This window comes from Burkholderia sp. KJ006, assembly GCF_000262695.1.
In the GTDB taxonomy this organism is placed as follows: domain Bacteria; phylum Pseudomonadota; class Gammaproteobacteria; order Burkholderiales; family Burkholderiaceae; genus Burkholderia; species Burkholderia vietnamiensis.
This window is the reverse complement of sequence record NC_017920.1, coordinates 635,874-655,663: the sequence shown is the minus strand read 5'-3', so window position 1 is coordinate 655,663 and position 19,790 is coordinate 635,874. Positions and strand designations below refer to the sequence as shown.

Sequence of the window (19,790 nt, the reverse complement as noted above, 5' to 3'; positions counted from 1 at the left end):
TCGCAGCGTACGCATGGCGGCCTACTTTCACGGAGTTCCCCCATGCTTTCCAGACGTTACCTCGCGATGTGGGGTGCCGTGCTGTTGCTCGCCGCCGCAGCCGCACTCGCGTCGATCCATGCGCTGTCCTGGCTGTGGATCATTGTCCCCGTCGCCCTCGTCGCCCTCGGCCTGTACGACCTGAACCAGGACCGCCACGCGATCCTGCGCAACTATCCGCTGTGGGGCCATTTCCGCTTCCTGTTCGAGTTCATCCGCCCCGAAATCCGCCAGTACTTCGTCGAGGACGACACCGACGAGAAGCCGTTCTCGCGCGCGCAGCGCAGCCTCGTCTACCAGCGCGCGAAGAACGTCGCCGACAACCGCCCGTACGGCACCGAGCTGAACGTGAAGTCGGTCGCGCACGAATGGATCAGCCACTCGCTCGCACCGACCCGGCTGCCGAACCACGACTTCCGCGTGCGCGTCGGCGCGAACCGCGCGCAGCCGTACGACATCTCGGTCCTCAACGTCTCGGCGATGAGCTTCGGGTCGTTGTCCGCGAATGCGATCCGCGCGCTGAACCTCGGCGCGAAGAAAGGCGGCTTTGCGCACGACACCGGCGAAGGCTCGTTGTCGAAGTATCACCGCGAGCACGGCGGCGACATCATCTGGGAGATCGCGTCCGGCTACTTCGGCTGCCGCAACGACGACGGCACGTTCAACCCGGACAAGTTCGCGAAGCAGGCGGCCGATCCGCAGGTCAAGATGATCGAGATCAAGCTGTCGCAGGGCGCGAAGCCCGGCCACGGCGGCGTGCTGCCGGCCGCTAAGATCACGCCGGAAATCGCCGAGACGCGCGGCGTACCGATGGGCAAGGACTGCATCTCGCCCGCGACGCATTCCGAATTCTCGACGCCGCGCGGGCTGCTCGAATTCGTCGAGCGGCTGCGCACGCTGTCCGGCGGCAAGCCGACCGGCTTCAAGCTGTGCATCGGCCATCCGTGGGAGTTCTTCGGGATCGCGAAGGCGATGATCGAGACCGGCATCGTGCCGGACTTCATCGTCGTCGACGGTGCGGAGGGCGGCACCGGCGCGGCGCCGCTCGAATTCACCGACCACGTCGGCGTGCCGCTGCAGGAAGGCTTGCTGATGGTGCACAACACGCTCGTCGGGATCGGCGTGCGCGACCGCGTGAAGATCGGCGCGAGCGGCAAGATCATCAGCGCGTTCGACATCGCGCGCACGCTCGCGATCGGCGCGGACTGGGTGAATTCGGCGCGCGGCTTCATGTTCGCGGTGGGCTGCATCCAGGCGCAGCACTGCCACACCGACCGCTGCCCGACCGGCGTCGCCACGCAGGACCCGGTGCGCCAGCGCGCGCTCGTCGTGCCCGACAAGGCCGAACGCGTGTACAACTTCCATCGCAACACGCTGCATGCGCTGCAGGAGCTCGTGCAGGCGGCCGGCCTCGGGCATCCGTCCGAGCTGCGCGCGCATCACATCGTGCAGCGCGTCGCGCCGCACGAGGTCCGGCTGATGTCGCAGCTGCTGAAGTATCTGAAGCCGGGCGCGCTGCTCGAGGGCCGGACCTGCGGCTATACGCTGTACGACAAGTGGTGGCCGATCGCGCGCAGCGATTCGTTCGTGCTCGGCGAGAATGCGTACGCGTCGATCGAATGATGTCAGCGCGGCGCGGTGGTTGATCGGTTGATCGGTTGATCGGTTGATCGGTTGATCGGTTGATCGGTTGATCGGTTGATCGGTTGATCGCCGCATCCGCAAAAAAGAAAAGCGCCCGAGCGGCGCTTTTCTTTTGTCTGCTCAATCCGCGGCGCGTGGCCGCTCAGCCCTGCGGCAGCGTGTCGACGAACGTCTGCCGCTGCGACAGCTTCGCGAAATGCTTGTCGAGGTTCGGATGACGGTCGCGCCAGTTCAGCTCGGGCATCCGGAAGTCCAGGTAGCCGAGCGTGCAGCCGAGCGCGATGTCGGCGAGCGTGTAGTGATTGCCGACGCACCAGGTCTTGCCGCCGAGGCCCTGCGACATCGCGACCAGACCGTCGTCGATCTTGCGCTGCTGGCGTGCGATCCAGCTCGCGCTGCGCTGCCCTTCCTCGCGCAGCGTGTGCTCGAGACGGATCGCCACCGACGCGTCGAGCACGCCGTCACCGAGCGCTTCCCAGCAGCGCACTTCGACGCGCTCGCGCCCGGACGGCGGAATCAGCTTGCCGACCGGCGACAGCGTGTCGACGTATTCGCAAATCACGCGCGAATCGAACACCGCCGCACCATCTTCCATCACGAGACACGGGACCTTGCCGAGCGGATTCGATGCCTGAATGTTCGTGTCCGGCGCCCACACGTTCTCGAGCTCCAGCTTGTAGTCGATCTTCTTTTCAGCGAGCACGATCCGCGCCTTTCGGACGTACGGGCTGCTGAGCGAACCGATTAATTTCATCATCTGCCTTTTTAAGGGAACCGCCGAGAGTATACGTTGTCGCCGATCATAACCGGCCGGTGCGACGGGGTAGAAAATCGGCCGTCCTGCCTGTGGATGGTTTGCAACAGCCGACGCCGGCGCGCCGCCGACTCCCGTCTCACGCGCCGCGTCCGGCGGCGCTACAATCGCACGAATGAATGCGCCCCTCGATACCGCCATCGCCGTCGACGTCTACCGCCAGCGCCGCGAACGCGTGCTTTCCGCACTGCGCGCCGCCGGCGGCGGCGTCGCCATCGTCCCCACCGCGCCCGAAATGCTGCGCAACCGCGATACGGCCTACCCGTACCGGCACGACAGCTACTTCTACTACCTGACGGGCTTCACCGAGCCGGATGCCGTGCTCGTGCTGAACGCGGCCGGCCCGCAGGGCAGCCCGCAATCCATCCTGTTCTGCCGCGCGAAGAACGCCGACCGCGAAACCTGGGAAGGCTTCCATTACGGGCCCGACGCCGCGCGCGACGCGTTCGGCTTCGATGCGGCTCATGCGGTCGACGTGGTCGACGCCGAAATGCCGCGCCTGCTCGCCGACGCGGGCACCGTGCACTACCGCTTCGGCGCGTCGACGCAGTTCGAGCGCCAGCTCGCCGGCTGGCTCGAGGCAGTGCGCGCGCAGGCGCGCGCGGGCGTCGCCGCGCCCGATGCGCTGCGCGACCTCACGCCGCTGCTCGACGACATGCGGCTCGTGAAGGACGAACACGAGCTGGCGATCATGACGCGCGCCGCGCACATCTCGGCGCTCGCACATTGCCGCGCGATGCAGGCGTGCCGGCCCGGCATCCGCGAATACGAACTCGAGGCCGAGCTGCTGTACACGTTCCGCAAGTACGGCGCGCAGGCGCCCGCGTACGGGTCGATCGTCGCGGCCGGCGCGAACGCGTGCGTGCTTCACTATCCGGCCGGCAACGCGGCCGCGCGCGACGGCGACCTGATCCTGATCGACGCCGCCTGCGAGCTCGACGGCTACGCGTCGGACATCACCCGCACGTTCCCGGCGAACGGACGCTTCTCGCCCGCGCAGCGCACGCTGTACGACATCGTGCTGGCCGCCCAGCAGGCGGCGGTCGACGCGACGCGCGCGGGCGTGCCGTTCGAGGCGCCGCACGACGCGGCCGTGCGCGTGCTCGCGCAAGGGCTGCTCGACACGGGAATCATCGCGAAGACGCGCTTTTCGAGCGTCGACGACGTGATCGCCGAGCGCGCGTATGCGCGCTTCTACATGCACCGCACCGGCCACTGGCTCGGCATGGACGTACATGATTGCGGCGACTACCGCGAGCGCCTCGCCGCGCGCGACGCCAACGGCGCGCTGCCGTGGCGCACGCTCGCGGCCGGCATGACGCTCACCGTCGAACCCGGCCTGTACGTGCGCGCCGCCGACGACGTGCCGCCCGAATACTGGAACATCGGCATCCGCATCGAGGACGACGCGATCGTGCGCGAGCACGGCTGCGAGCTGATCACGCGCGACGTGCCGGTCGCGGCCGCCGACATCGAGGCGCTGATGCGCGCGGGCGCGGCGCACGGTGGGTGAGCGTGCAGGCGCGGGGCTCGTTGTTGCTTCGTCGTTGCTTCGCGGTCGCGCTGCGGTTGCTTCGCTGTTGCTTCACCGTCGCTTCGCCGGCGCGTCGCGGCCGCTTCGCCGTTGCCTCGCCGTTGATCTGCCATTGATACGCCGTTCCCAGTTACCCCGTTTCACGAACACCGATGACGACCGCTTCCTCCCCGGCCACGCCGGAATATGACCTTGCCATCGTCGGCGCGGGCCCGGTCGGGCTTGCGCTGGCCGGCTGGCTCGCCCGACGCAGCGCCACGCAGCACGCGTCGATCGCACTGATCGACGCGCGCGAGCCCGCTGCGAGCGCGAACGATCCGCGCGCGATCGCCGTGTCGCACGGCAGCCGCGTGCTGCTCGACACGCTCGGCTGGCCGGCCGATGCGACGCCGATCGAACACATCCATGTATCGCAGCGCGGTCATTTCGGCCGCACGCTGATCGACCGCGACGAGCACGACGTCGCCGCGCTCGGTTACGTGGTGCGCTACGGTTCGATCGTGCAGACGCTCGCGCAGGCCGTGCACGGCACGCGCGTCGACTGGCTCACGTCGACCACCGCACGCGCGCCGCAGCAGGACGCCGACGGCGTCACGCTGACGCTCGACGGCCCGCACGGCGAGCGCACGCTGCGCGCCCGGATCGTCATCAACGCCGAAGGCGGCTTGTTCCACGAGCGGCAGGCCGATGCCGACAAGCATCGGCGCGACTACGGGCAGACCGCGATCGTCGGCACGGTCACCGTGTCCTCGCCGCGCCCGAACGTCGCGTGGGAGCGCTTCACGCACGAAGGGCCGCTCGCGCTGCTGCCGCTCGGCGGCCCGCGCCAGGCCGACTATGCGCTCGTCTGGTGCTGCGCGCCCGACGAGGCGGCGCGCCGCGTCGCGCTGCCCGACGATGCGTTCCTGCACGAGCTCGGCAGCGCGTTCGGCGAGCGCATGGGCCGCTTCGTCGCGATCGCCGCGCGCGCATCGTTCCCGCTCGGGCTGGCCGCGGCGCAAACGCTCGTCAACGGCCGCGTCGCGATCGTCGGCAACGCCGCGCAGACGCTGCATCCGGTGGCCGGCCAGGGCTTGAACCTCGGCCTGCGCGATGCACACACGCTCGTCGACGCGGTGTCGGCGCAGGGCTTCGAACCGACGGCTCTCGCCGCCTTCAACGCGCGGCGCGCACTCGACCGGCGCTTCACGATCGGCGCGACCGACACGCTCGCGCGCCTGTTCACCGTCGATGCCGGGCCGCTGCCGCTGCTGCGCGGCGCGGCGCTCACCGCGCTCGAATTCGTGCCGCCGCTGAAGAAGGCGATCGCGCGCCAGATGATGTTCGGCCAGCGCAGCTGAGCGGGCGGCGGGTTCGGCGCATTCGGCGCATTCGGCGCATTCGGTGCATTCGGTGCATTCGGTGCATTCGGCGCGTTCGGTGCGTTCGGTGCGTTCGGTGCGTTCGGTGCGTTCGGTGCGTTCGGTGCGTTCGGTGCGTTCGGCGCGTTCGATGCGTTCGGCTCGTTCGGCTCGTTCGGCTCGTTCGGCTCGTTCGGCTCGTTCGGCTCGTTCGGCTCGTTCGGTGCGTTCGGTGCGTTCGGTGCGTTCGGTGCGTTCGGTGCGTTCGGCGCATTCGGCGCATTCGGCGCGTTCGACATGATCGGTCGAACCCGGTCAAACCGGGTCAAATCGGCGGGGCATGGGAATACGGTAAAATGCGCGTTTTCCCTCCGCCCTTTTTGGCCCGCGACGTCCCGGCGCTCGCGGGCGGTGCCATTGCGATGCCCGTTATCGGCTCTCACGTTCTGCGCAACAACCTGTTCGTCGCCCCGATGGCCGGCGTCACCGATCGTCCGTTCCGCCAGCTGTGCAAGCGGCTCGGCGCCGGCTACGCGGTGTCCGAAATGGTCGCGTCGAATGCGCAGCTGTGGAAGAGCGCGAAGACGATGCGGCGCGCCAACCACGAGGGCGAAGTCGAGCCGATCGCAGTGCAGATCGCCGGCGCCGATCCGGCAATGATGGCCGAAGCGGCCCGCTACAACGTCGACAACGGCGCGCAGATCATCGACATCAACATGGGCTGCCCGGCGAAGAAGGTCTGCAACGTCGCGGCCGGCTCGGCGCTGCTGCAGAACGAGCCGCTCGTGCAGCGCATCGTCGAGGCCGTCGTCGCGGCGGTCGGCACGGGGCCGGATGCGGTGCCCGTCACGCTGAAGATCCGCACCGGCTGGGATCGCGAACACAAGAACGCGGTCACCGTCGCCCGCCTCGCCGAAGCCGCGGGCATCTCGATGCTGACGGTGCACGGCCGCACGCGCGCCGACCTGTACCACGGCGACGCCGAGTATGAAACCATCGCGGCCGTGAAGGCGGCCGTCGGCATTCCGGTCGTCGCGAACGGCGACATCGCGTCGCCGGCGAAAGCGAAGGCCGTGCTCGACGCCACCGGCGCCGACGCGCTGATGATCGGTCGCGCCGCGCAAGGCCGTCCGTGGTTGTTCCGCGAAATCGATCATTTCCTGCAAACCGGCGAGCTGCTGCCGCCGCCGCGCATCGACGAGATCCGGCAGGTGATGAACGAGCACCTGGAAGATCACTACGCGTTCTATGGCGAATTCACCGGAGTCCGTACTGCGCGCAAGCACATCGGCTGGTACACTCGCGGCCTTTCCGGTGCCAACGGGTTCCGGCACCGGATGAACACGCTCGATTCCACCCGCGAGCAGCTCGCCGCCGTCAACGCATTCTTCGACGCGCAAGAGGCGCTGTCGGACCGCCTCGTGTACGTCGACGACGAACCCGAAAACGGCCAGCGCGAGTCGGACGACCATAACCAGTTAGCAGCATGAGCAAGCACAACATCGAACAATGTGTCCGCGAGAGCCTGGACGTGTATTTCCGGGATCTAGACGGCTCCAATCCGCACGACGTCTATGAAATGGTGATGTCCTGCGTCGAAAAGCCGATGCTCGAGGTCGTGCTCGTACAGGCCGGCGGCAACCAGTCGCTCGCCGCGGAGTATCTCGGCATCAATCGCAATACGCTGCGCAAGAAGCTGCAGCAGCACGGCCTGCTGTAGCCGGCCGTCCCGTCCCCGTTTCCCTGGCTATTGGTGGTTCCATCATGATCAAGCAAGCGCTCATTTCCGTTTCCGACAAGACCGGCATCGTCGACTTCGCGAAGTCGCTGTCCGACCTCGGCGTCAAGCTGCTGTCGACCGGCGGCACCGCGAAACTCCTCGCCGACGCCGGCCTGCCCGTGACCGAAGTGGCCGATTACACGGGCTTCCCGGAGATGCTCGATGGGCGCGTGAAGACGCTGCACCCGAAGGTGCACGGCGGCATCCTGGCGCGCCGCGATCTGCCCGAGCACATGCAGGCGCTCGAACAGCACGGCATCCCGACGATCGACCTGCTGGTCGTGAACCTGTATCCGTTCGTCGCGACGATCGCGAAGGACGACTGCACGCTCGCCGACGCGATCGAGAACATCGACATCGGCGGCCCGACGATGCTGCGCTCGGCCGCGAAGAACCATCGCGACGTGACCGTCGTCGTCGATCCGGCCGACTACGCGGTCGTGCTCGATGAAATGAAGGCGAACGGCAACGCGATCGGCTACGCGACCAACTTCCGCCTCGCGACGAAGGTGTTCGCGCACACCGCGCAATACGACGGCGCGATCACGAACTACCTGACGAGCCTGACCGACGAGCTGCAGCACGCCTCGCGCAGCACGTATCCGGCCACGCTGAACCTGGCGTTCGACAAGGTGCAGGACCTGCGCTACGGCGAGAACCCGCACCAGAGCGCTGCGTTCTACCGCGACCTGGCCGCGCCGGCCGGCGCGCTCGCGAACTACCGCCAGCTGCAGGGCAAGGAACTGTCGTACAACAACATCGCCGATTCCGACGCGGCGTGGGAATGCGTGAAGACGTTCGACGCACCGGCGTGCGTGATCATCAAGCATGCGAACCCGTGCGGCGTCGCGGTCGGCAACGACCCGGCCGACGCATACGCGAAGGCGTTCCAGACCGACCCGACGTCGGCGTTCGGCGGCATCATCGCGTTCAACCGCGAAGTCGACGAGGCAGCCGCGCAAGCCGTCGCGAAGCAGTTCGTCGAAGTGCTGATCGCGCCGTCGTTCTCGGCCGCCGCGCAGCAGGTATTCGCCGCGAAGCAGAACGTGCGCCTGCTCGAGATCGCACTCGGCGACGGCCACAACGCATTCGACCTGAAGCGCGTGGGCGGCGGCCTGCTCGTGCAGTCGCTCGATTCGCGGAACGTGCAGCCGAGCGAGCTGCGCGTCGTCACGAAGCGCCAGCCGAGCGCGAAGGAAATGGACGACCTGCTGTTCGCATGGCGCGTCGCGAAGTACGTGAAGTCGAACGCGATCGTGTTCTGCGGCAACGGCATGACGCTGGGCGTCGGTGCAGGCCAGATGAGCCGCGTCGACTCCGCGCGCATCGCGAGCATCAAGGCGCAGAACGCGGGCCTCACGCTGGCCGGCTCGGCCGTCGCGTCGGATGCGTTCTTCCCGTTCCGCGACGGTCTCGACGTGGTCGTGGCCGCGGGCGCGACCTGCGTGATCCAGCCGGGCGGCTCGATGCGCGACGACGAAGTGATCGCGGCGGCCGACGAACACGGCATCGCGATGGTGCTGACGGGCGTGCGTCACTTCCGTCACTGATCGCTCGCGGCCCGTGCGGCCGCGGCTCGAGAACCCGGCGGCAGCCTGCTCGCCGGGTTTTTTATTGCGCGGCGCCGATGCACGCTGTCGTGCGGCCGGCGCCGCGCACCGTTCGTTGTAGTATCGCTGCATCCCGTCTTTCTCCTCACTCATGCGAATTCTCGGCATCGACCCCGGCCTGCGCGTCACCGGCTTCGGCGTGATCGACGTCAGCGGCCATCGGCTCGCGTATGTCGCGAGCGGCGTGATCCGCACGCCGACCGCCGACCTCGCCACGCGGCTCGGCACGATCTTCCAGGGTGTGTCGACGCTCGTGCGCGAACACGCGCCCGACCAGGCCGCGATCGAACAGGTGTTCGTCAACGTCAACCCGCAGTCGACGCTGCTGCTCGGGCAGGCGCGCGGCGCCGCCATCTGCGGGCTCGTCGCGGGCGGGTTGCCGGTTGCCGAGTACACCGCGTTGCAACTGAAGCAGGCAGTCGTCGGCTACGGCCGCGCGACCAAATCGCAGATGCAGGAGATGGTCACGCGGCTCCTCAATCTGTCGGGCCAGCCGGGCAGCGACGCGGCCGACGCGCTCGGGATGGCGATCTGCCATGCACACAGCGGCAATACGCTCGGCACGATCAGCGGCCTCGCGCCCGCGCTCGCGCGCAAGGGGCTGCGTGTGCGACGCGGGCGGCTCGTCGGCTGACGTGGGCGGCCTCGTCGGTCCGGCACCTGACACGGCGGATCGTCTCGCACGAAACGTGTGCGTAGTCGCGATGCGCAGTTTCGCCGTGTCGCCGGTTCGCCATTTGGCCGGCCTTGCGCAACTCGCGCGCCTTGCGCAAGCCCCCCCGCCACCCTCCCATCGGCATCGCGCCGCAGCTGCGCTACACTCGCGCTTTCTTCCTCGCATCCCGCCATCCATGATCGGTCGCATCGCCGGCATCCTGCTCGAAAAGAACCCGCCTCACCTGCTCGTCGACTGCAACGGCGTCGGCTATGAAATCGACGTGCCGATGAGCACCTTCTACAACCTGCCGCAAACGGGCGAGCGCGTCGTGCTGCTCACGCAGCAGATCGTGCGCGAGGACGCCCACCTGCTGTACGGCTTCCTGACGCCGCAGGAGCGCACGACCTTCCGCGAGCTGCTGAAAATCACCGGCATCGGCGCACGCATGGCGCTCGCGGTGCTGTCCGGCATGAGCGTGCAGGAGCTCGCGCAAGCCGTGACGATGCAGGACGCCGCCCGCCTCACGCGCCTGCCGGGAATCGGCAAGAAGACCGCCGAACGCCTGCTGCTCGAACTGAAGGGCAAGCTCGGCGCGGACCTCGGTGCGCTCGCCGGCGCCGCGTCGCCGTCCGACCACGCGGCCGACATCCTGAACGCGCTCGTCGCGCTCGGCTATTCCGAAAAGGAAGGTCTCGCGGCGATCAAGAACGTGCCGGCCGGCACCGGCGTGTCCGACGGCATCAAGCTCGCGCTCAAGGCGCTGTCGAAGGCGTAACGGCCGGGCTGTCGGGCTGTCGGGCCGGGCTGTCGGAGCCAGTGTTGCGCCGCCGGGCGGCGCGCGCCAGTCGGCCGTTCGGCCGATTCGGGCGCGCGACGGCGCGCGGTACAATGCCCGCATGATTGAAACCGACAAACTCGCCGCCGAGCGGATCATCGCCGCCACGCCCGCCTCGTCGCACGAGGAGGTGTTCGAACGCGCGCTGCGGCCGCGCCAGCTCGACGATTACGTCGGCCAGGAGAAGGTGCGCGGTCAGCTCGAGATCTTCATCGAGGCCGCGAAACGCCGCTCCGAGCCGCTCGACCACGTGCTGCTGTTCGGCCCGCCGGGCCTCGGCAAGACCACGCTCGCGCACATCATCGCGCGCGAGATGGGCGTGAATCTGCGCCAGACGTCGGGCCCGGTGCTCGAGCGCGCCGGCGACCTCGCTGCGCTGCTGACCAATCTCGAAGCGAACGACGTGCTGTTCATCGACGAGATCCACCGGTTGTCGCCGGTCGTCGAGGAAATCCTGTATCCGGCGCTCGAGGATTACCAGATCGACATCATGATCGGCGAAGGTCCGGCCGCGCGCAGCGTGAAGCTCGATCTGCAGCCGTTCACGCTGGTGGGCGCAACGACGCGCGCGGGGATGCTCACCAATCCGCTGCGCGATCGCTTCGGGATCGTCGCGCGGCTGGAGTTCTACGACGCCGAGCAGCTGTCGCGCATCGTGCGGCGCTCGGCGGCACTGCTGAACGCGCAGATCGACCCGAACGGCGCGCTGGAAATCGCGAAGCGCTCGCGCGGCACGCCGCGGATCGCGAACCGGTTGCTGCGCCGCGTGCGCGACTACGCGGAAGTGAAGGCCGACGGACAGATCACCGCGGCCGTCGCCGATGCCGCGCTCGCGATGCTCGACGTCGATCCGGTCGGCTTCGACCTGATGGACCGCAAGCTGCTCGAGGCCATCCTGCACAAGTTCGACGGCGGCCCGGTCGGCATCGACAACCTCGCGGCCGCGATCGGCGAGGAGCGCGACACGATCGAGGACGTGCTCGAACCGTACCTGATCCAGCAAGGCTTCCTGCAGCGCACGCCGCGCGGGCGCGTCGCGACGCTGCTCACCTACCGCCATTTCGGGCTGTCCGCGCCGGCGGCCGGCAGTGCGGAAGGCAGCATGTGGAACACGCCCGACGGCGCGTAGCCCGCCGCGTCGCTCCCGGCCAACCAGCCATGACCACGCCGCCGCCCCGTCGTCATCCCGCCGCGCCGAGCGCGGGCCCGCGCTGGATCGAGCCGCTGCGCAAGCGGCTCGCGGCCGGCGTCACGCACCTGACGACCGGCAGCGGCGGCCCGTCGATCGACTATTCATCGCCGCCCGGCGACCCCGGGCTGTTCGGGCCGGACGCGGTCTGCTGGCGCGTACATGCGGATTTCGCGTCGATGATGACCGGCGGCGTCTCCGCGCTGCTGTTGCAGGCGCTTCATCCGCTCGCGCTGGCGGGCGTCTGGGATCATTCGTCGTTTCGCACCGACATCCTCGGCCGCCTGCGCCGCACGGCGACGTTCATATCGGGCACCACGTTCGGCAATCGCGCGGACGCGCTCGCGCTGATCGAGCGCGTGAAGGCCATTCACACGCGCGTATCGGGCACCGCGCCCGACGGCCGCCCGTACCGCGCCGACGATCCGGCGTTGCTCACGTGGGTGCATGTCGCGGAAGTATCGAGCTTCCTGGCCGCGCATCTGCGCTATGTGAATCCGGCGCTGAGCGGCGAATGTCAGGATCGCTATTACGCGGAAACCGCGCAGATCGCCGAGCGCCTCGGCGCGCAGGCCGTGCCGCGCTCGCGCGCGGAGGTCGCCGCCTATCTCGCGCGCATGCAGCCGGAGCTCGAAGCCGGCCCGCGCACGTTCGAAGTGATCCGCATCCTGCTGAACGCGCCGCTCGCGAAGCCTGCGCTGCGGCCGGCCGCCACGCTGGTGATGCACGCCGGGATCGACCTGTTGCCGCCGTGGGCGCAGCAGATGCTCGGCCTCGCGCGGTTCGCGCCGCTGCGGCGGGCGGTGGTCCGGCCCGGTGTGCGCGCAGTCGCGCCGGTGCTGCGCTGGGCGCTCGTGAACGGCGTATCGAAACGCGCACGGCGCCGCGCCAGCGCAGCGCCGTCGGGCGGCGAGCCGCCTGCATGACGGTGAGTCGGTAAGTCGCTCAGTAGGTCAGAGTCACCAACGCGCGGCCGGATGCCGGCAACGCACTGACGCCCGCCAACCCGTCACGCCGATGCGACCGCCTCAGAGCACCTTGCGATAGCCGTCGTCGTCGCTCGCGGCGTCGAGGTGCGACACGTCGGCCCACTGCACGACCTGCGCGCGGCCGTCAGCGTAATCGACGACGTTGATGCTCGTGTTGAGCAATTGATAGTTGCGCGGCGCCGCGAGATCGAGACCGTTGGCGAAGCGGTACACGCAGTCGAGCACGCCGCCGTGCGCGACGCACGCGATGCGGCCGCCCGGATGAGCGACGACGATCGGTTCGAGCGCATGCAGCACGCGATGATAGAACGCGCGCTGCGACTCGCCGCCATCGGGCGCGAAGCCCGGGTCGCGGGTCTGCCATGCGGCGTATGCATCGGGAAACAGCGTCTCGATCTCGGTGCTGTCATGGCCCTGGAACGCGCCGTATGCGCGCTCGCGCAGCCCTTCGCGCAACTGGAGCGGCAAGCCGAGCGCGTCGGCAAAGGGCTGCGCGGTCTGTTGCGCCCGCATCAGGTCGCTCGAATAAACGGCGTCGAGGCGCTGCCCCTCGCGCGCTTCGCGCGCAAGCCGCACGGCGAGCCGCTGCGCCTGAGCGAGCCCCGAGTCGGCCAGCGGAATGTCGATGTGGCCCTGGATGCGCTTGATGCGGTTCCAGGCCGTCTCGCCGTGACGGATGAACAGGATCTGCGTGGTCGCCATCGCGGCGCGCCTCCGGGAAAGAATCAGGGCCGCACTTGCAGCCAGAACGTCACGGGGCCGTCGTTGACGAGCGATACCTGCATGTCGGCGCCGAACTCGCCGGTCTCGACGATCGGGTGACGCTCGCGCGCGGCCGCGACGAAGTAATCGAACAGGCGCTTGCCTTCTTCGGGCGGCGCGGCCGGCGTGAAGCTCGGCCGCAGCCCGCTGTTGGTGTCGGCCGCCAGCGTGAACTGCGACACGAGCAGCAGGCCGCCCGCGCGGCCCGCGCCGTCGATGTTCGACACCGGCAGGTTCATCTTGCCGGCCGCGTCGCTGAACACGCGATAGCCGAGCAGCTTCGCGAGCAGCTTGTCCGCCGCGGCCTCGGTGTCACCGCGCTCCGCGCAGACCAGCGCGAGCAGGCCCGCGCCGATCTCGCCGGTCGTACGCTCGCCGACTTGCACGTCGGCGCGCTTCACGCGCTGGATCAGCGCGATCATGCGGTCAGCGTGACACGCGCGAAGCGGCGCTTGCCGACCTGCACGACGAACTCGCCGGCGTCGACCTTCAGGCCCTTGTCGGACACGGTCGCGCCGTCGATCTTCACGCCGCCCTGCTCGATGTTGCGCAGCGCTTCGCTCGTCGACGGCACGAGGCCCGCCTGCTTCAGCAACTGGCCGATCGCGAGCGGCGCGCCTGCGAGCGTGACCGACGGGATATCGTCCGGCACGCCGCCCTTCGCGCGGTGATTGAAGTCCTCGAGCGCGCGCTCGGCGTCGGCCTGCGAGTGAAAGCGCGCGACGATTTCCTGCGCGAGCAGCACCTTGAAGTCGCGCGGGTTGCGGCCGCCTTCGGCTTCGCGGCGGAAGCCGGCGATCTCGTCGAGGCTGCGGAACGACAGCAGTTCGAAGTAACGCCACATCAACGTGTCCGAGATGCTCATCAGCTTGCCGAACATGTCGGTCGGCTTCTCGCTGATGCCGACGTAGTTGCCCTTCGACTTCGACATCTTCTCGACGCCGTCGAGCCCTTCGAGCAGCGGCATCGTCAGAATGCACTGCTGTTCCTGGCCGTACTGCTTCTGCAGTTCGCGGCCGACCAGCAGGTTGAACTTCTGGTCGGTGCCGCCGAGCTCGAGGTCGGCGTTCAGCGCGACCGAGTCGTAACCCTGCATCAGCGGGTACAGGAATTCGTGGATCGAAATCGGGATGCCGCTCTGGAAGCGCTTCGTGAAGTCCTCGCGTTCGAGGATCCGCGCGACCGTGTAGCGCGACGCGAGCTTGATCATCCCGTCGGCGCCGAGCGGCATCGACCACTCGCTGTTGTAGCGGATCTCGGTCTTGTCGCGGTCGAGCACCAGCGCGGCCTGGTCGAAGTAAGTCTTCGCGTTCGACTCGATCTGCTCGCGCGTGAGCGGCGGGCGCGTCGCGTTGCGGCCGGACGGATCGCCGATCAGCGACGTGAAATCGCCGATCAGGAAGATCACCGTGTGCCCGAGGTCCTGCAGCTGGCGCATCTTGTTCAGCACGACCGTATGGCCGATGTGGATGTCGGGCGCGGTCGGGTCGAGCCCGAGCTTGATGCGCAGCGGCTTGCCGGTGGCCGCGCTGCGCGCGAGCTTCTGCGCGAACTCTTCCTCGATCAGCAGTTCGTCGACACCGCGCTTCGTGACGGCGAGCGCGTGGCGGACTTCGTCGGTGATCGGGAAAACGGGCTTGGAACTGGGTTCGGTGCTCATCGGTGCCAGGAAGAATGTCGCAAAGACAGGGATTTTCCCATAACTTGCGCGCGCATCGCTTAACGACGCGTCAGGTTGCGCGGATAATCGGGTGCGAGGCGCGCGGCACCGGCCCGCGCCGTTCGATCCAGGAGAACCCAACGTGCCGCAACGACACCCGCAACCTGCCCATCCGGCCGACGGCGTCTACTTCGGACTCATGTCGGGAACCAGCATGGACGGCGTCGACGGCGTCGCGGTCCGGTTCGAAACGGGCCGCGCGCCGGTCGTGCTCGCCGAAGCGTTCGTCGGCTTCGCGCAATCGCTGCGCGACGCGCTGTTCGCGCTACAGCAGCCGGGCGACGACGAGATCGACCGCGAGTCGGTCGCCGCGAATGCGCTCGTCGCGCGCTATGCGGTGTGCTGCCACGAGCTGCAGCGTACGGCCGGCCTGTCGCGCGACGACGTGCGCGCGATCGGCGTGCACGGCCAGACGGTCCGGCACCGTCCCGAACGCGGCTACACGCGTCAGCTGAACAATCCGGCGCTGCTCGCCGAGCTCACGCATGTCGACGTGATCGCCGACTTCCGCATGCGCGACGTCGCGGCCGGCGGCCACGGCGCGCCGCTGGCGCCGGCGTTTCATGCGACGGTGTTCGGCGCGCCGGGCGACACGCGCGTCGTCTGCAACCTCGGCGGCATCAGCAACATCACGATCCTGCCGGCTGAAGGCAGCGACGTGCGCGGCTTCGACTGCGGGCCGGCGAACGCGTTGATCGACGCATGGGCGACGCGCCAACTCGGCAAGCCGTACGACGACGGCGGCAAGTTCGCCGCGCGCGGCACCGTGCATGCGGCGTTGCTCGACGCGCTGCTGGACGAACCCTATTTCACCGCGCCGCCGCCGAAAAGCACCGGGCGCGACCTGTTCAGCGCGGCGTGGCTCGACGCGAAGCTGGCCGGCTTTGCGCAGGTTGCGCCGGAGGACGTGCAGGCGACGCTGACCGCGCTCACCGCGGTGTCGGTCGCTCGCGAGATCGCGCGGCACGCAGCCGGCTGCAAGGCCGTGTTCGTCTGCGGCGGCGGCGCCCGCAATCCCGTGCTACTCGACGCGCTGCGTCGCGCGCTGCAGGAAGCCGGCGTATTAGCCACGGTAGACACGACGGCCGCGCTCGGCGTGCCGCCGCAACAGGTCGAGGCGCTCGCGTTCGCATGGCTCGCGTACCGCTTCACCGCGCGCCTGCCCGGCAATTTGGCCAGCGTGACGGGCGCGGCCGGCGAGCGCGTGCTCGGCGCGCTGTATCCGCGCTGATCCGATGACGCGCGGCGCGCGGACATGAAAAACGGGGCATCAAGCCCCGTTTCTTATTCCGGCGAACCGGACAGGATCCGAGTCGCGCTCAGACCGAGAACGACGAGCCGCAACCGCAGGTGGTCGTGGCGTTCGGGTTCTTGATCACGAACTGCGCGCCGTTGAGGTCGTCCTTGTAGTCGATCTCGGCGCCGACCAGATACTGGTAGCTCATCGAGTCGATCAGGAGCTGGACGCCGTTCTTGTCCATCACGGTGTCGTCCTCGTTGACTTCCTCGTCGAACGTGAAGCCATACTGGAAGCCCGAGCAGCCGCCGCCTTGCACGAACACGCGCAGCTTCAGGTCGGGATTGCCCTCTTCGTCGATCAGTTGCTTGACCTTGTCGGCCGCGGCGTCGGTGAAGACGAACGGGACCGGCATTTCGGCCGTCGTTGCTGCGGATTCGTTAACAGCGTTCATGCGAACTCTCCAAAAAGCTTTAGCCGCTATTGTAGGGCGGATCAGAAGATCGTGCCGATGTCCATGAAATCAATAGGTTCTTGTTGATTTCGGTAAAGCGAACGCCATGGGCACCCGCGTCGAGCGGGCATAAAAAAACCGCCAGCGTGAAAGCTGGCGGTTTTTTCGGCAGACACCGCCCGAAAGCGGCGTGGCCATGAAGCAGAATTAACGCTTCGAGAACTGCTTTGCGCGGCGTGCCTTGCGCAGACCGACCTTCTTACGCTCGACTTCACGCGCATCGCGCGTGACGAAGCCTGCGTTCGACAGCGACGGCTTGAGCGTCGCATCGTAGTCGATCAGTGCACGGGTGATGCCGTGACGCACTGCGCCTGCCTGACCCGTTTCACCGCCGCCGTTGACGTTGACCTTGATGTCGAACGTCTGGCCGTGGTTCGTGAGTTCCAGCGGTTGACGCACGATCATCAGCGACGTTTCGCGCGAGAAGTAGTCAGCGATGGGCTTGCCGTTGACGATGATGTCGCCCTTGCCAGCCTTGATGAAGACACGTGCGACTGCGCTCTTGCGGCGGCCCGTACCGTAGTTCCAGTTACCGATCATGTGGGCTCCCCTTAGATCTCGAGCGCCTTCGGCTGTTGAGCCGAGTGCGGATGCGTCGCTTCTGCGTAGACCTTCAGCTTCTTGATCATCGCGTAGCCGAGCGGGCCCTTCGGCAGCATGCCCTTGACCGCCTTCTCGAGCGCACGGCCCGGGAAGCGTTCCTGCATCTTGCCGAACGTCGTTTCATAGATGCCGCCCGGGTAGCCCGAGTGACGGTAGTACTTCTTGTCCAGCGTCTTGTTGCCCGTGACCTTCAACTTGCTCGCGTTGATGATGATGATGAAATCACCAGTGTCGACGTGCGGGGTGAACTCAGGCTTGTGCTTGCCGCGCAGACGGCGTGCCACTTCGCTGGCAACACGGCCGAGAACCTTATCCGTCGCGTCAATCACGTACCATTCGCGCGTCACCTCATGGGCTTTTGCGGAAAACGTCTTCATGATCGATCCAAAAAAAATGCTTTGCCCGATGTGTTCTTCCTGCTTGTCTGAGTGCGCTTCGAGGCGCGGTGCAGGCTCTCCCTGTTCTTTTTCCGTGGGCATGAATGCGGAAAAGCCCTGAATTATAAAGGAAATACCACAGGGCGGTCAAAGAGAATCCGTGGCCCGCGCCGGCGGCGCCCGAAATCGGCGAAAATTCCGGCGTGCCGTGCCGCACCGGGCGATCCGAGCGCCCGGCGGCGCACCCGTCGCGCGTTGCACATGACCTTGCCGCGCGCGACCGGCCGACCACGAAAAAACAACAAGCAAGCATGATGAAACAAGGACTTATGCCCATTTTCGCGGCCGCCCTGCTGGCGGCCGCCGTCCCCGCGAGCGCCGCCCAGCAGGCCTGCGAGGCCAAGCTCGCCGCACTCGACGCGCGCATCGCCGACGCGCGCGAATCCCATACCGAGGAACGCGTCGCCCGCCTGCGCGCGGTGCGCGAGCGCGTACGCCATTTCTGCGCACACGAACAGGGCGACGTTTCGGCCAGCGACGCCCAGGCAACGCCGACGCAGCCGACCAGCACGCCGGCACGGCCGGCGCCGCGGCCGGCGGCGAGGCAGCCCGTCTGATCGGTGTCGAACCGCTGTCGAGCGGGGGCCATAGCGGCCTCGAGCCGGTGTCGAACACCGGTCGAACCGCTATAGAACCAATGTCGGCGCGCTCGCCCGCTGCCGAAGCGCCGCCCACCCGCCGCAAAAGCGCCGCGGATTCGCCGCTCTCAAAGCGCTTTCAGACCGCGCAACCGGCGCGCCGATGTTTGCATTGGACGAAAAAAAGCCCGAACGTTTGGTTCGGGCTTAATCCACCTTTGGAGGAGGGTGGAGGAGACATTCGGAGGTTGCCGCAGCGCGACAACCAATGGAGCTCATTATACGAATGCCCCTCCGACTTCACAAGAAAATCTGCATTACGAAATCAAAAACCATAATGCGGAATCCCCGACGCACACTGGGCCTCATGGATTTCCCCTTTCAAATCAGTTGCATAGCTGAAAACGCCGCGCCAATCGTCCCGCCCCGCCTAGAGTAAAACCCCTAAAGCCAGCAGGGAAATACCAGCCAAATGGCCGACGCGACGCCGCCCAGGCCGGCTCGCCGTTTCGCGTCGTGCAGTGCATCAGCCGACCGTTGCGCAGCGGGCTACAATGCCGGATCGAATCCGAATCAGGCAACGCTGGAGCGCAAGCATGGAATGCAAAGTAAGCTGGATGGGTCAGGACGGGATGGCGTTTTCGGCCCAGACCGGAAGCGGGCACCTCGTCGCGATGGACGGCGCGCCGGAAGGCGGCGGACACAACCTCGCTCCGCGCCCGATGGAAATGGTGCTGGTCGGCACCGGCGGCTGCACCGCGTACGACGTCGTGCTGATCCTGAAGAAGAGCCGCCAGGAAGTCACCGGCTGCTCGGTCACGCTGAAGGCCGAGCGCGCAAGCGAGGACCCGAAGGTGTTCACGAAGGTCCACTTCCACTTCACCGTCACGGGCCGCAACCTGAACCCGGCCACGGTCGAGCGCGCGATCAACCTCTCGCACGACAAATACTGCTCCGCGTCGATCATGATCGCGAAGACGGCCGAGCTCACGCATTCGTTCGACATCGTCGCCGACTAAGCGCGCTGCGCCGACGATACAAAAAGGGCCGGCGCTCCCGATGGAGCGCCGGCCCTTGTGCATTCGAACGGCAAAGCAGGCCGATAAGCCGGATTCTGTGCACGCCGCACGCCGAAGCGCGCCGCGCGTGGCAGCCATTCCTCTAGGCGCGCCATTGCTGACGCGCTCAAGCTTCCTACCCGCAGACGAGACGGGGGCCCCATCCTGCATCCGAAAATGCGCGCCTGCCTACTTGGAATTGCTCCGGGTGGAGGTTACCGTGCCGGCGAACGTCGCCGTCGCCGCGGTGCGCTCTTACCGCACCGTTTCACCCTTACCTGATCCCGGCTTGCGCCGGGCCATCGGCGGTTTGCTTTCTGTTGCCCTGTTCCGCGTGTCGCCACGGATGGCCGTTAGCCATCACCCTGCCCTGTGGAGTCCGGACTTTCCTCGCCCCCGCCTGCCCGAAGGCGGCGAGGCCGCGACTGCCTGGCCTGCTTTGCGACGCG

Annotated in this window: 19 protein-coding genes, 1 other RNA gene and 1 pseudogene; 13 read left to right on the top strand and 8 right to left on the bottom strand. The window is 67.6% G+C overall.

Translation table 11 applies throughout. The features are described from left to right. Nucleotides 1-42: 42 nt before the first annotated feature. Nucleotides 43-1,662, top strand: a complete 1,620-nt coding sequence (locus MYA_RS02980) for an FMN-binding glutamate synthase family protein (RefSeq protein WP_014722456.1) — start codon at nucleotides 43-45, stop codon at nucleotides 1,660-1,662. 163 nt (nucleotides 1,663-1,825) lie between these two features. Here MYA_RS02980 and MYA_RS02975 read toward each other — a convergent pair whose 3' ends face one another. Then, the gene (locus MYA_RS02975) at nucleotides 1,826-2,440 is read right to left on the bottom strand and encodes a glutathione S-transferase family protein (RefSeq protein WP_034194433.1); all 615 of its coding nucleotides are present in this window, start codon (nucleotides 2,438-2,440) and stop codon (nucleotides 1,826-1,828) included. Nucleotides 2,441-2,612: 172 nt separating this feature from the next. On the opposite strand from MYA_RS02975, the gene MYA_RS02970 reads away from it, so the two are divergent. The 9 genes from MYA_RS02970 (at nucleotide 2,613) to MYA_RS02925 (ending at nucleotide 12,369) form a co-directional block, all read left to right on the top strand. Then, nucleotides 2,613-4,010 (top strand): aminopeptidase P N-terminal domain-containing protein, encoded by a 1,398-nt coding sequence (locus MYA_RS02970; protein ID WP_014722455.1) that lies wholly within the window; start codon nucleotides 2,613-2,615, stop codon nucleotides 4,008-4,010. 173 nt (nucleotides 4,011-4,183) lie between these two features. After that, nucleotides 4,184-5,371, top strand: a complete 1,188-nt coding sequence (locus MYA_RS02965) for a UbiH/UbiF/VisC/COQ6 family ubiquinone biosynthesis hydroxylase (RefSeq protein ID WP_011883295.1) — start codon at nucleotides 4,184-4,186, stop codon at nucleotides 5,369-5,371. A gap of 422 nt (nucleotides 5,372-5,793) precedes the next feature. Then, nucleotides 5,794-6,861, top strand: coding sequence for a tRNA dihydrouridine synthase DusB (dusB, locus tag MYA_RS02955; RefSeq protein ID WP_011883294.1), 1,068 nt, complete (start codon nucleotides 5,794-5,796; stop codon nucleotides 6,859-6,861). Beyond that, nucleotides 6,858-7,091: a Fis family transcriptional regulator gene (locus MYA_RS02950; protein ID WP_006476892.1), complete on the top strand. Its 234-nt coding sequence runs from the start codon at nucleotides 6,858-6,860 to the stop codon at nucleotides 7,089-7,091. Before dusB ends, MYA_RS02950 begins: the two co-directional genes overlap by 4 nt. Before the next feature lie 44 nt (nucleotides 7,092-7,135). Continuing rightward, nucleotides 7,136-8,701 carry a bifunctional phosphoribosylaminoimidazolecarboxamide formyltransferase/IMP cyclohydrolase gene (purH, locus tag MYA_RS02945; protein ID WP_014722454.1) on the top strand — a complete coding sequence of 522 codons (1,566 nt, stop codon included), beginning with the start codon at nucleotides 7,136-7,138 and terminating at the stop codon, nucleotides 8,699-8,701. A gap of 151 nt (nucleotides 8,702-8,852) precedes the next feature. Further along, nucleotides 8,853-9,395 (top strand): crossover junction endodeoxyribonuclease RuvC, encoded by a 543-nt coding sequence (ruvC, locus tag MYA_RS02940; RefSeq protein WP_011883292.1) that lies wholly within the window; start codon nucleotides 8,853-8,855, stop codon nucleotides 9,393-9,395. Between the two features lie 217 nt (nucleotides 9,396-9,612). After that, nucleotides 9,613-10,194: a Holliday junction branch migration protein RuvA gene (gene ruvA / locus MYA_RS02935; RefSeq protein WP_011883291.1), complete on the top strand. Its 582-nt coding sequence runs from the start codon at nucleotides 9,613-9,615 to the stop codon at nucleotides 10,192-10,194. Nucleotides 10,195-10,315: 121 nt separating this feature from the next. Beyond that, on the top strand, nucleotides 10,316-11,383 hold the full coding sequence (gene ruvB / locus MYA_RS02930) for a Holliday junction branch migration DNA helicase RuvB (RefSeq protein ID WP_011883290.1): 1,068 nt from the start codon (nucleotides 10,316-10,318) through the stop codon (nucleotides 11,381-11,383). A gap of 29 nt (nucleotides 11,384-11,412) precedes the next feature. Beyond that, nucleotides 11,413-12,369, top strand: a complete 957-nt coding sequence (locus tag MYA_RS02925; protein ID WP_011883289.1) for an oxygenase MpaB family protein — start codon at nucleotides 11,413-11,415, stop codon at nucleotides 12,367-12,369. Nucleotides 12,370-12,471: 102 nt separating this feature from the next. On the opposite strand, the gene MYA_RS02920 is transcribed toward MYA_RS02925, so the two are convergent. Genes MYA_RS02920 through tyrS form a run of 3 tightly spaced genes read right to left on the bottom strand, consistent with a single transcriptional unit; the run spans nucleotide 12,472 to nucleotide 14,854 of the window. Further along, entirely contained in the window at nucleotides 12,472-13,134 is a 663-nt protein-coding gene (locus MYA_RS02920; RefSeq protein WP_011883288.1) for a histidine phosphatase family protein, read from the bottom strand. A gap of 23 nt (nucleotides 13,135-13,157) precedes the next feature. Continuing rightward, entirely contained in the window at nucleotides 13,158-13,616 is a 459-nt protein-coding gene (gene dtd, locus MYA_RS02915) for a D-aminoacyl-tRNA deacylase (RefSeq protein ID WP_011883287.1), read from the bottom strand. Further along, nucleotides 13,613-14,854: a tyrosine--tRNA ligase gene (gene tyrS / locus MYA_RS02910; protein WP_011883286.1), complete on the bottom strand. Its 1,242-nt coding sequence runs from the start codon at nucleotides 14,852-14,854 to the stop codon at nucleotides 13,613-13,615. Before tyrS ends, dtd begins: the two co-directional genes overlap by 4 nt. A gap of 181 nt (nucleotides 14,855-15,035) precedes the next feature. Here tyrS and MYA_RS02905 point away from each other — a divergent pair. Then, nucleotides 15,036-16,145 (top strand): annotated as a pseudogene (locus MYA_RS02905) (anhydro-N-acetylmuramic acid kinase); the annotation flags it as partial. 88 nt (nucleotides 16,146-16,233) lie between these two features. On the opposite strand, the gene erpA reads toward MYA_RS02905, so the two are convergent. From erpA to rplM, 3 genes are all read right to left on the bottom strand, one after another. Further along, nucleotides 16,234-16,605 (bottom strand): iron-sulfur cluster insertion protein ErpA, encoded by a 372-nt coding sequence (gene erpA / locus MYA_RS02900; RefSeq protein ID WP_011883284.1) that lies wholly within the window; start codon nucleotides 16,603-16,605, stop codon nucleotides 16,234-16,236. A 207-nt stretch (nucleotides 16,606-16,812) separates the two neighbouring features. Then, entirely contained in the window at nucleotides 16,813-17,205 is a 393-nt protein-coding gene (gene rpsI / locus MYA_RS02895; RefSeq protein WP_011883283.1) for a 30S ribosomal protein S9, read from the bottom strand. Nucleotides 17,206-17,216: 11 nt separating this feature from the next. Then, nucleotides 17,217-17,645 (bottom strand): 50S ribosomal protein L13, encoded by a 429-nt coding sequence (gene rplM, locus MYA_RS02890; protein WP_009687896.1) that lies wholly within the window; start codon nucleotides 17,643-17,645, stop codon nucleotides 17,217-17,219. Between the two features lie 311 nt (nucleotides 17,646-17,956). Here rplM and MYA_RS02885 point away from each other — a divergent pair, with 311 nt between their 5' ends. Then, on the top strand, nucleotides 17,957-18,262 hold the full coding sequence (locus tag MYA_RS02885; protein WP_011883282.1) for a DUF1090 family protein: 306 nt from the start codon (nucleotides 17,957-17,959) through the stop codon (nucleotides 18,260-18,262). 575 nt (nucleotides 18,263-18,837) lie between these two features. Beyond that, entirely contained in the window at nucleotides 18,838-19,302 is a 465-nt protein-coding gene (locus MYA_RS02880) for an OsmC family protein (RefSeq protein ID WP_072465471.1), read from the top strand. A 68-nt stretch (nucleotides 19,303-19,370) separates the two neighbouring features. On the opposite strand, the gene rnpB is transcribed toward MYA_RS02880, so the two are convergent. Continuing rightward, nucleotides 19,371-19,782: RNase P RNA component class A (rnpB, locus tag MYA_RS28940), an RNA gene on the bottom strand. Between the last annotated feature and the right edge of the window lie 8 nt (nucleotides 19,783-19,790).

Coding starts and splice junctions, on each gene's coding strand:
- MYA_RS02980 (WP_014722456.1), top strand. CDS start 43: ATGCTTTCCAGACGTTACCTCGCGATGTGGGGTGCCGTGCTGTTGCTC.
- MYA_RS02975 (WP_034194433.1), bottom strand. CDS start 2,440: ATGATGAAATTAATCGGTTCGCTCAGCAGCCCGTACGTCCGAAAGGCG.
- MYA_RS02970 (WP_014722455.1), top strand. CDS start 2,613: ATGAATGCGCCCCTCGATACCGCCATCGCCGTCGACGTCTACCGCCAG.
- MYA_RS02965 (WP_011883295.1), top strand. CDS start 4,184: ATGACGACCGCTTCCTCCCCGGCCACGCCGGAATATGACCTTGCCATC.
- dusB (WP_011883294.1), top strand. CDS start 5,794: ATGCCCGTTATCGGCTCTCACGTTCTGCGCAACAACCTGTTCGTCGCC.
- MYA_RS02950 (WP_006476892.1), top strand. CDS start 6,858: ATGAGCAAGCACAACATCGAACAATGTGTCCGCGAGAGCCTGGACGTG.
- purH (WP_014722454.1), top strand. CDS start 7,136: ATGATCAAGCAAGCGCTCATTTCCGTTTCCGACAAGACCGGCATCGTC.
- ruvC (WP_011883292.1), top strand. CDS start 8,853: ATGCGAATTCTCGGCATCGACCCCGGCCTGCGCGTCACCGGCTTCGGC.
- ruvA (WP_011883291.1), top strand. CDS start 9,613: ATGATCGGTCGCATCGCCGGCATCCTGCTCGAAAAGAACCCGCCTCAC.
- ruvB (WP_011883290.1), top strand. CDS start 10,316: ATGATTGAAACCGACAAACTCGCCGCCGAGCGGATCATCGCCGCCACG.
- MYA_RS02925 (WP_011883289.1), top strand. CDS start 11,413: ATGACCACGCCGCCGCCCCGTCGTCATCCCGCCGCGCCGAGCGCGGGC.
- MYA_RS02920 (WP_011883288.1), bottom strand. CDS start 13,134: ATGGCGACCACGCAGATCCTGTTCATCCGTCACGGCGAGACGGCCTGG.
- dtd (WP_011883287.1), bottom strand. CDS start 13,616: ATGATCGCGCTGATCCAGCGCGTGAAGCGCGCCGACGTGCAAGTCGGC.
- tyrS (WP_011883286.1), bottom strand. CDS start 14,854: ATGAGCACCGAACCCAGTTCCAAGCCCGTTTTCCCGATCACCGACGAA.
- erpA (WP_011883284.1), bottom strand. CDS start 16,605: ATGAACGCTGTTAACGAATCCGCAGCAACGACGGCCGAAATGCCGGTC.
- rpsI (WP_011883283.1), bottom strand. CDS start 17,205: ATGATCGGTAACTGGAACTACGGTACGGGCCGCCGCAAGAGCGCAGTC.
- rplM (WP_009687896.1), bottom strand. CDS start 17,645: ATGAAGACGTTTTCCGCAAAAGCCCATGAGGTGACGCGCGAATGGTAC.
- MYA_RS02885 (WP_011883282.1), top strand. CDS start 17,957: ATGATGAAACAAGGACTTATGCCCATTTTCGCGGCCGCCCTGCTGGCG.
- MYA_RS02880 (WP_072465471.1), top strand. CDS start 18,838: ATGCCGGATCGAATCCGAATCAGGCAACGCTGGAGCGCAAGCATGGAA.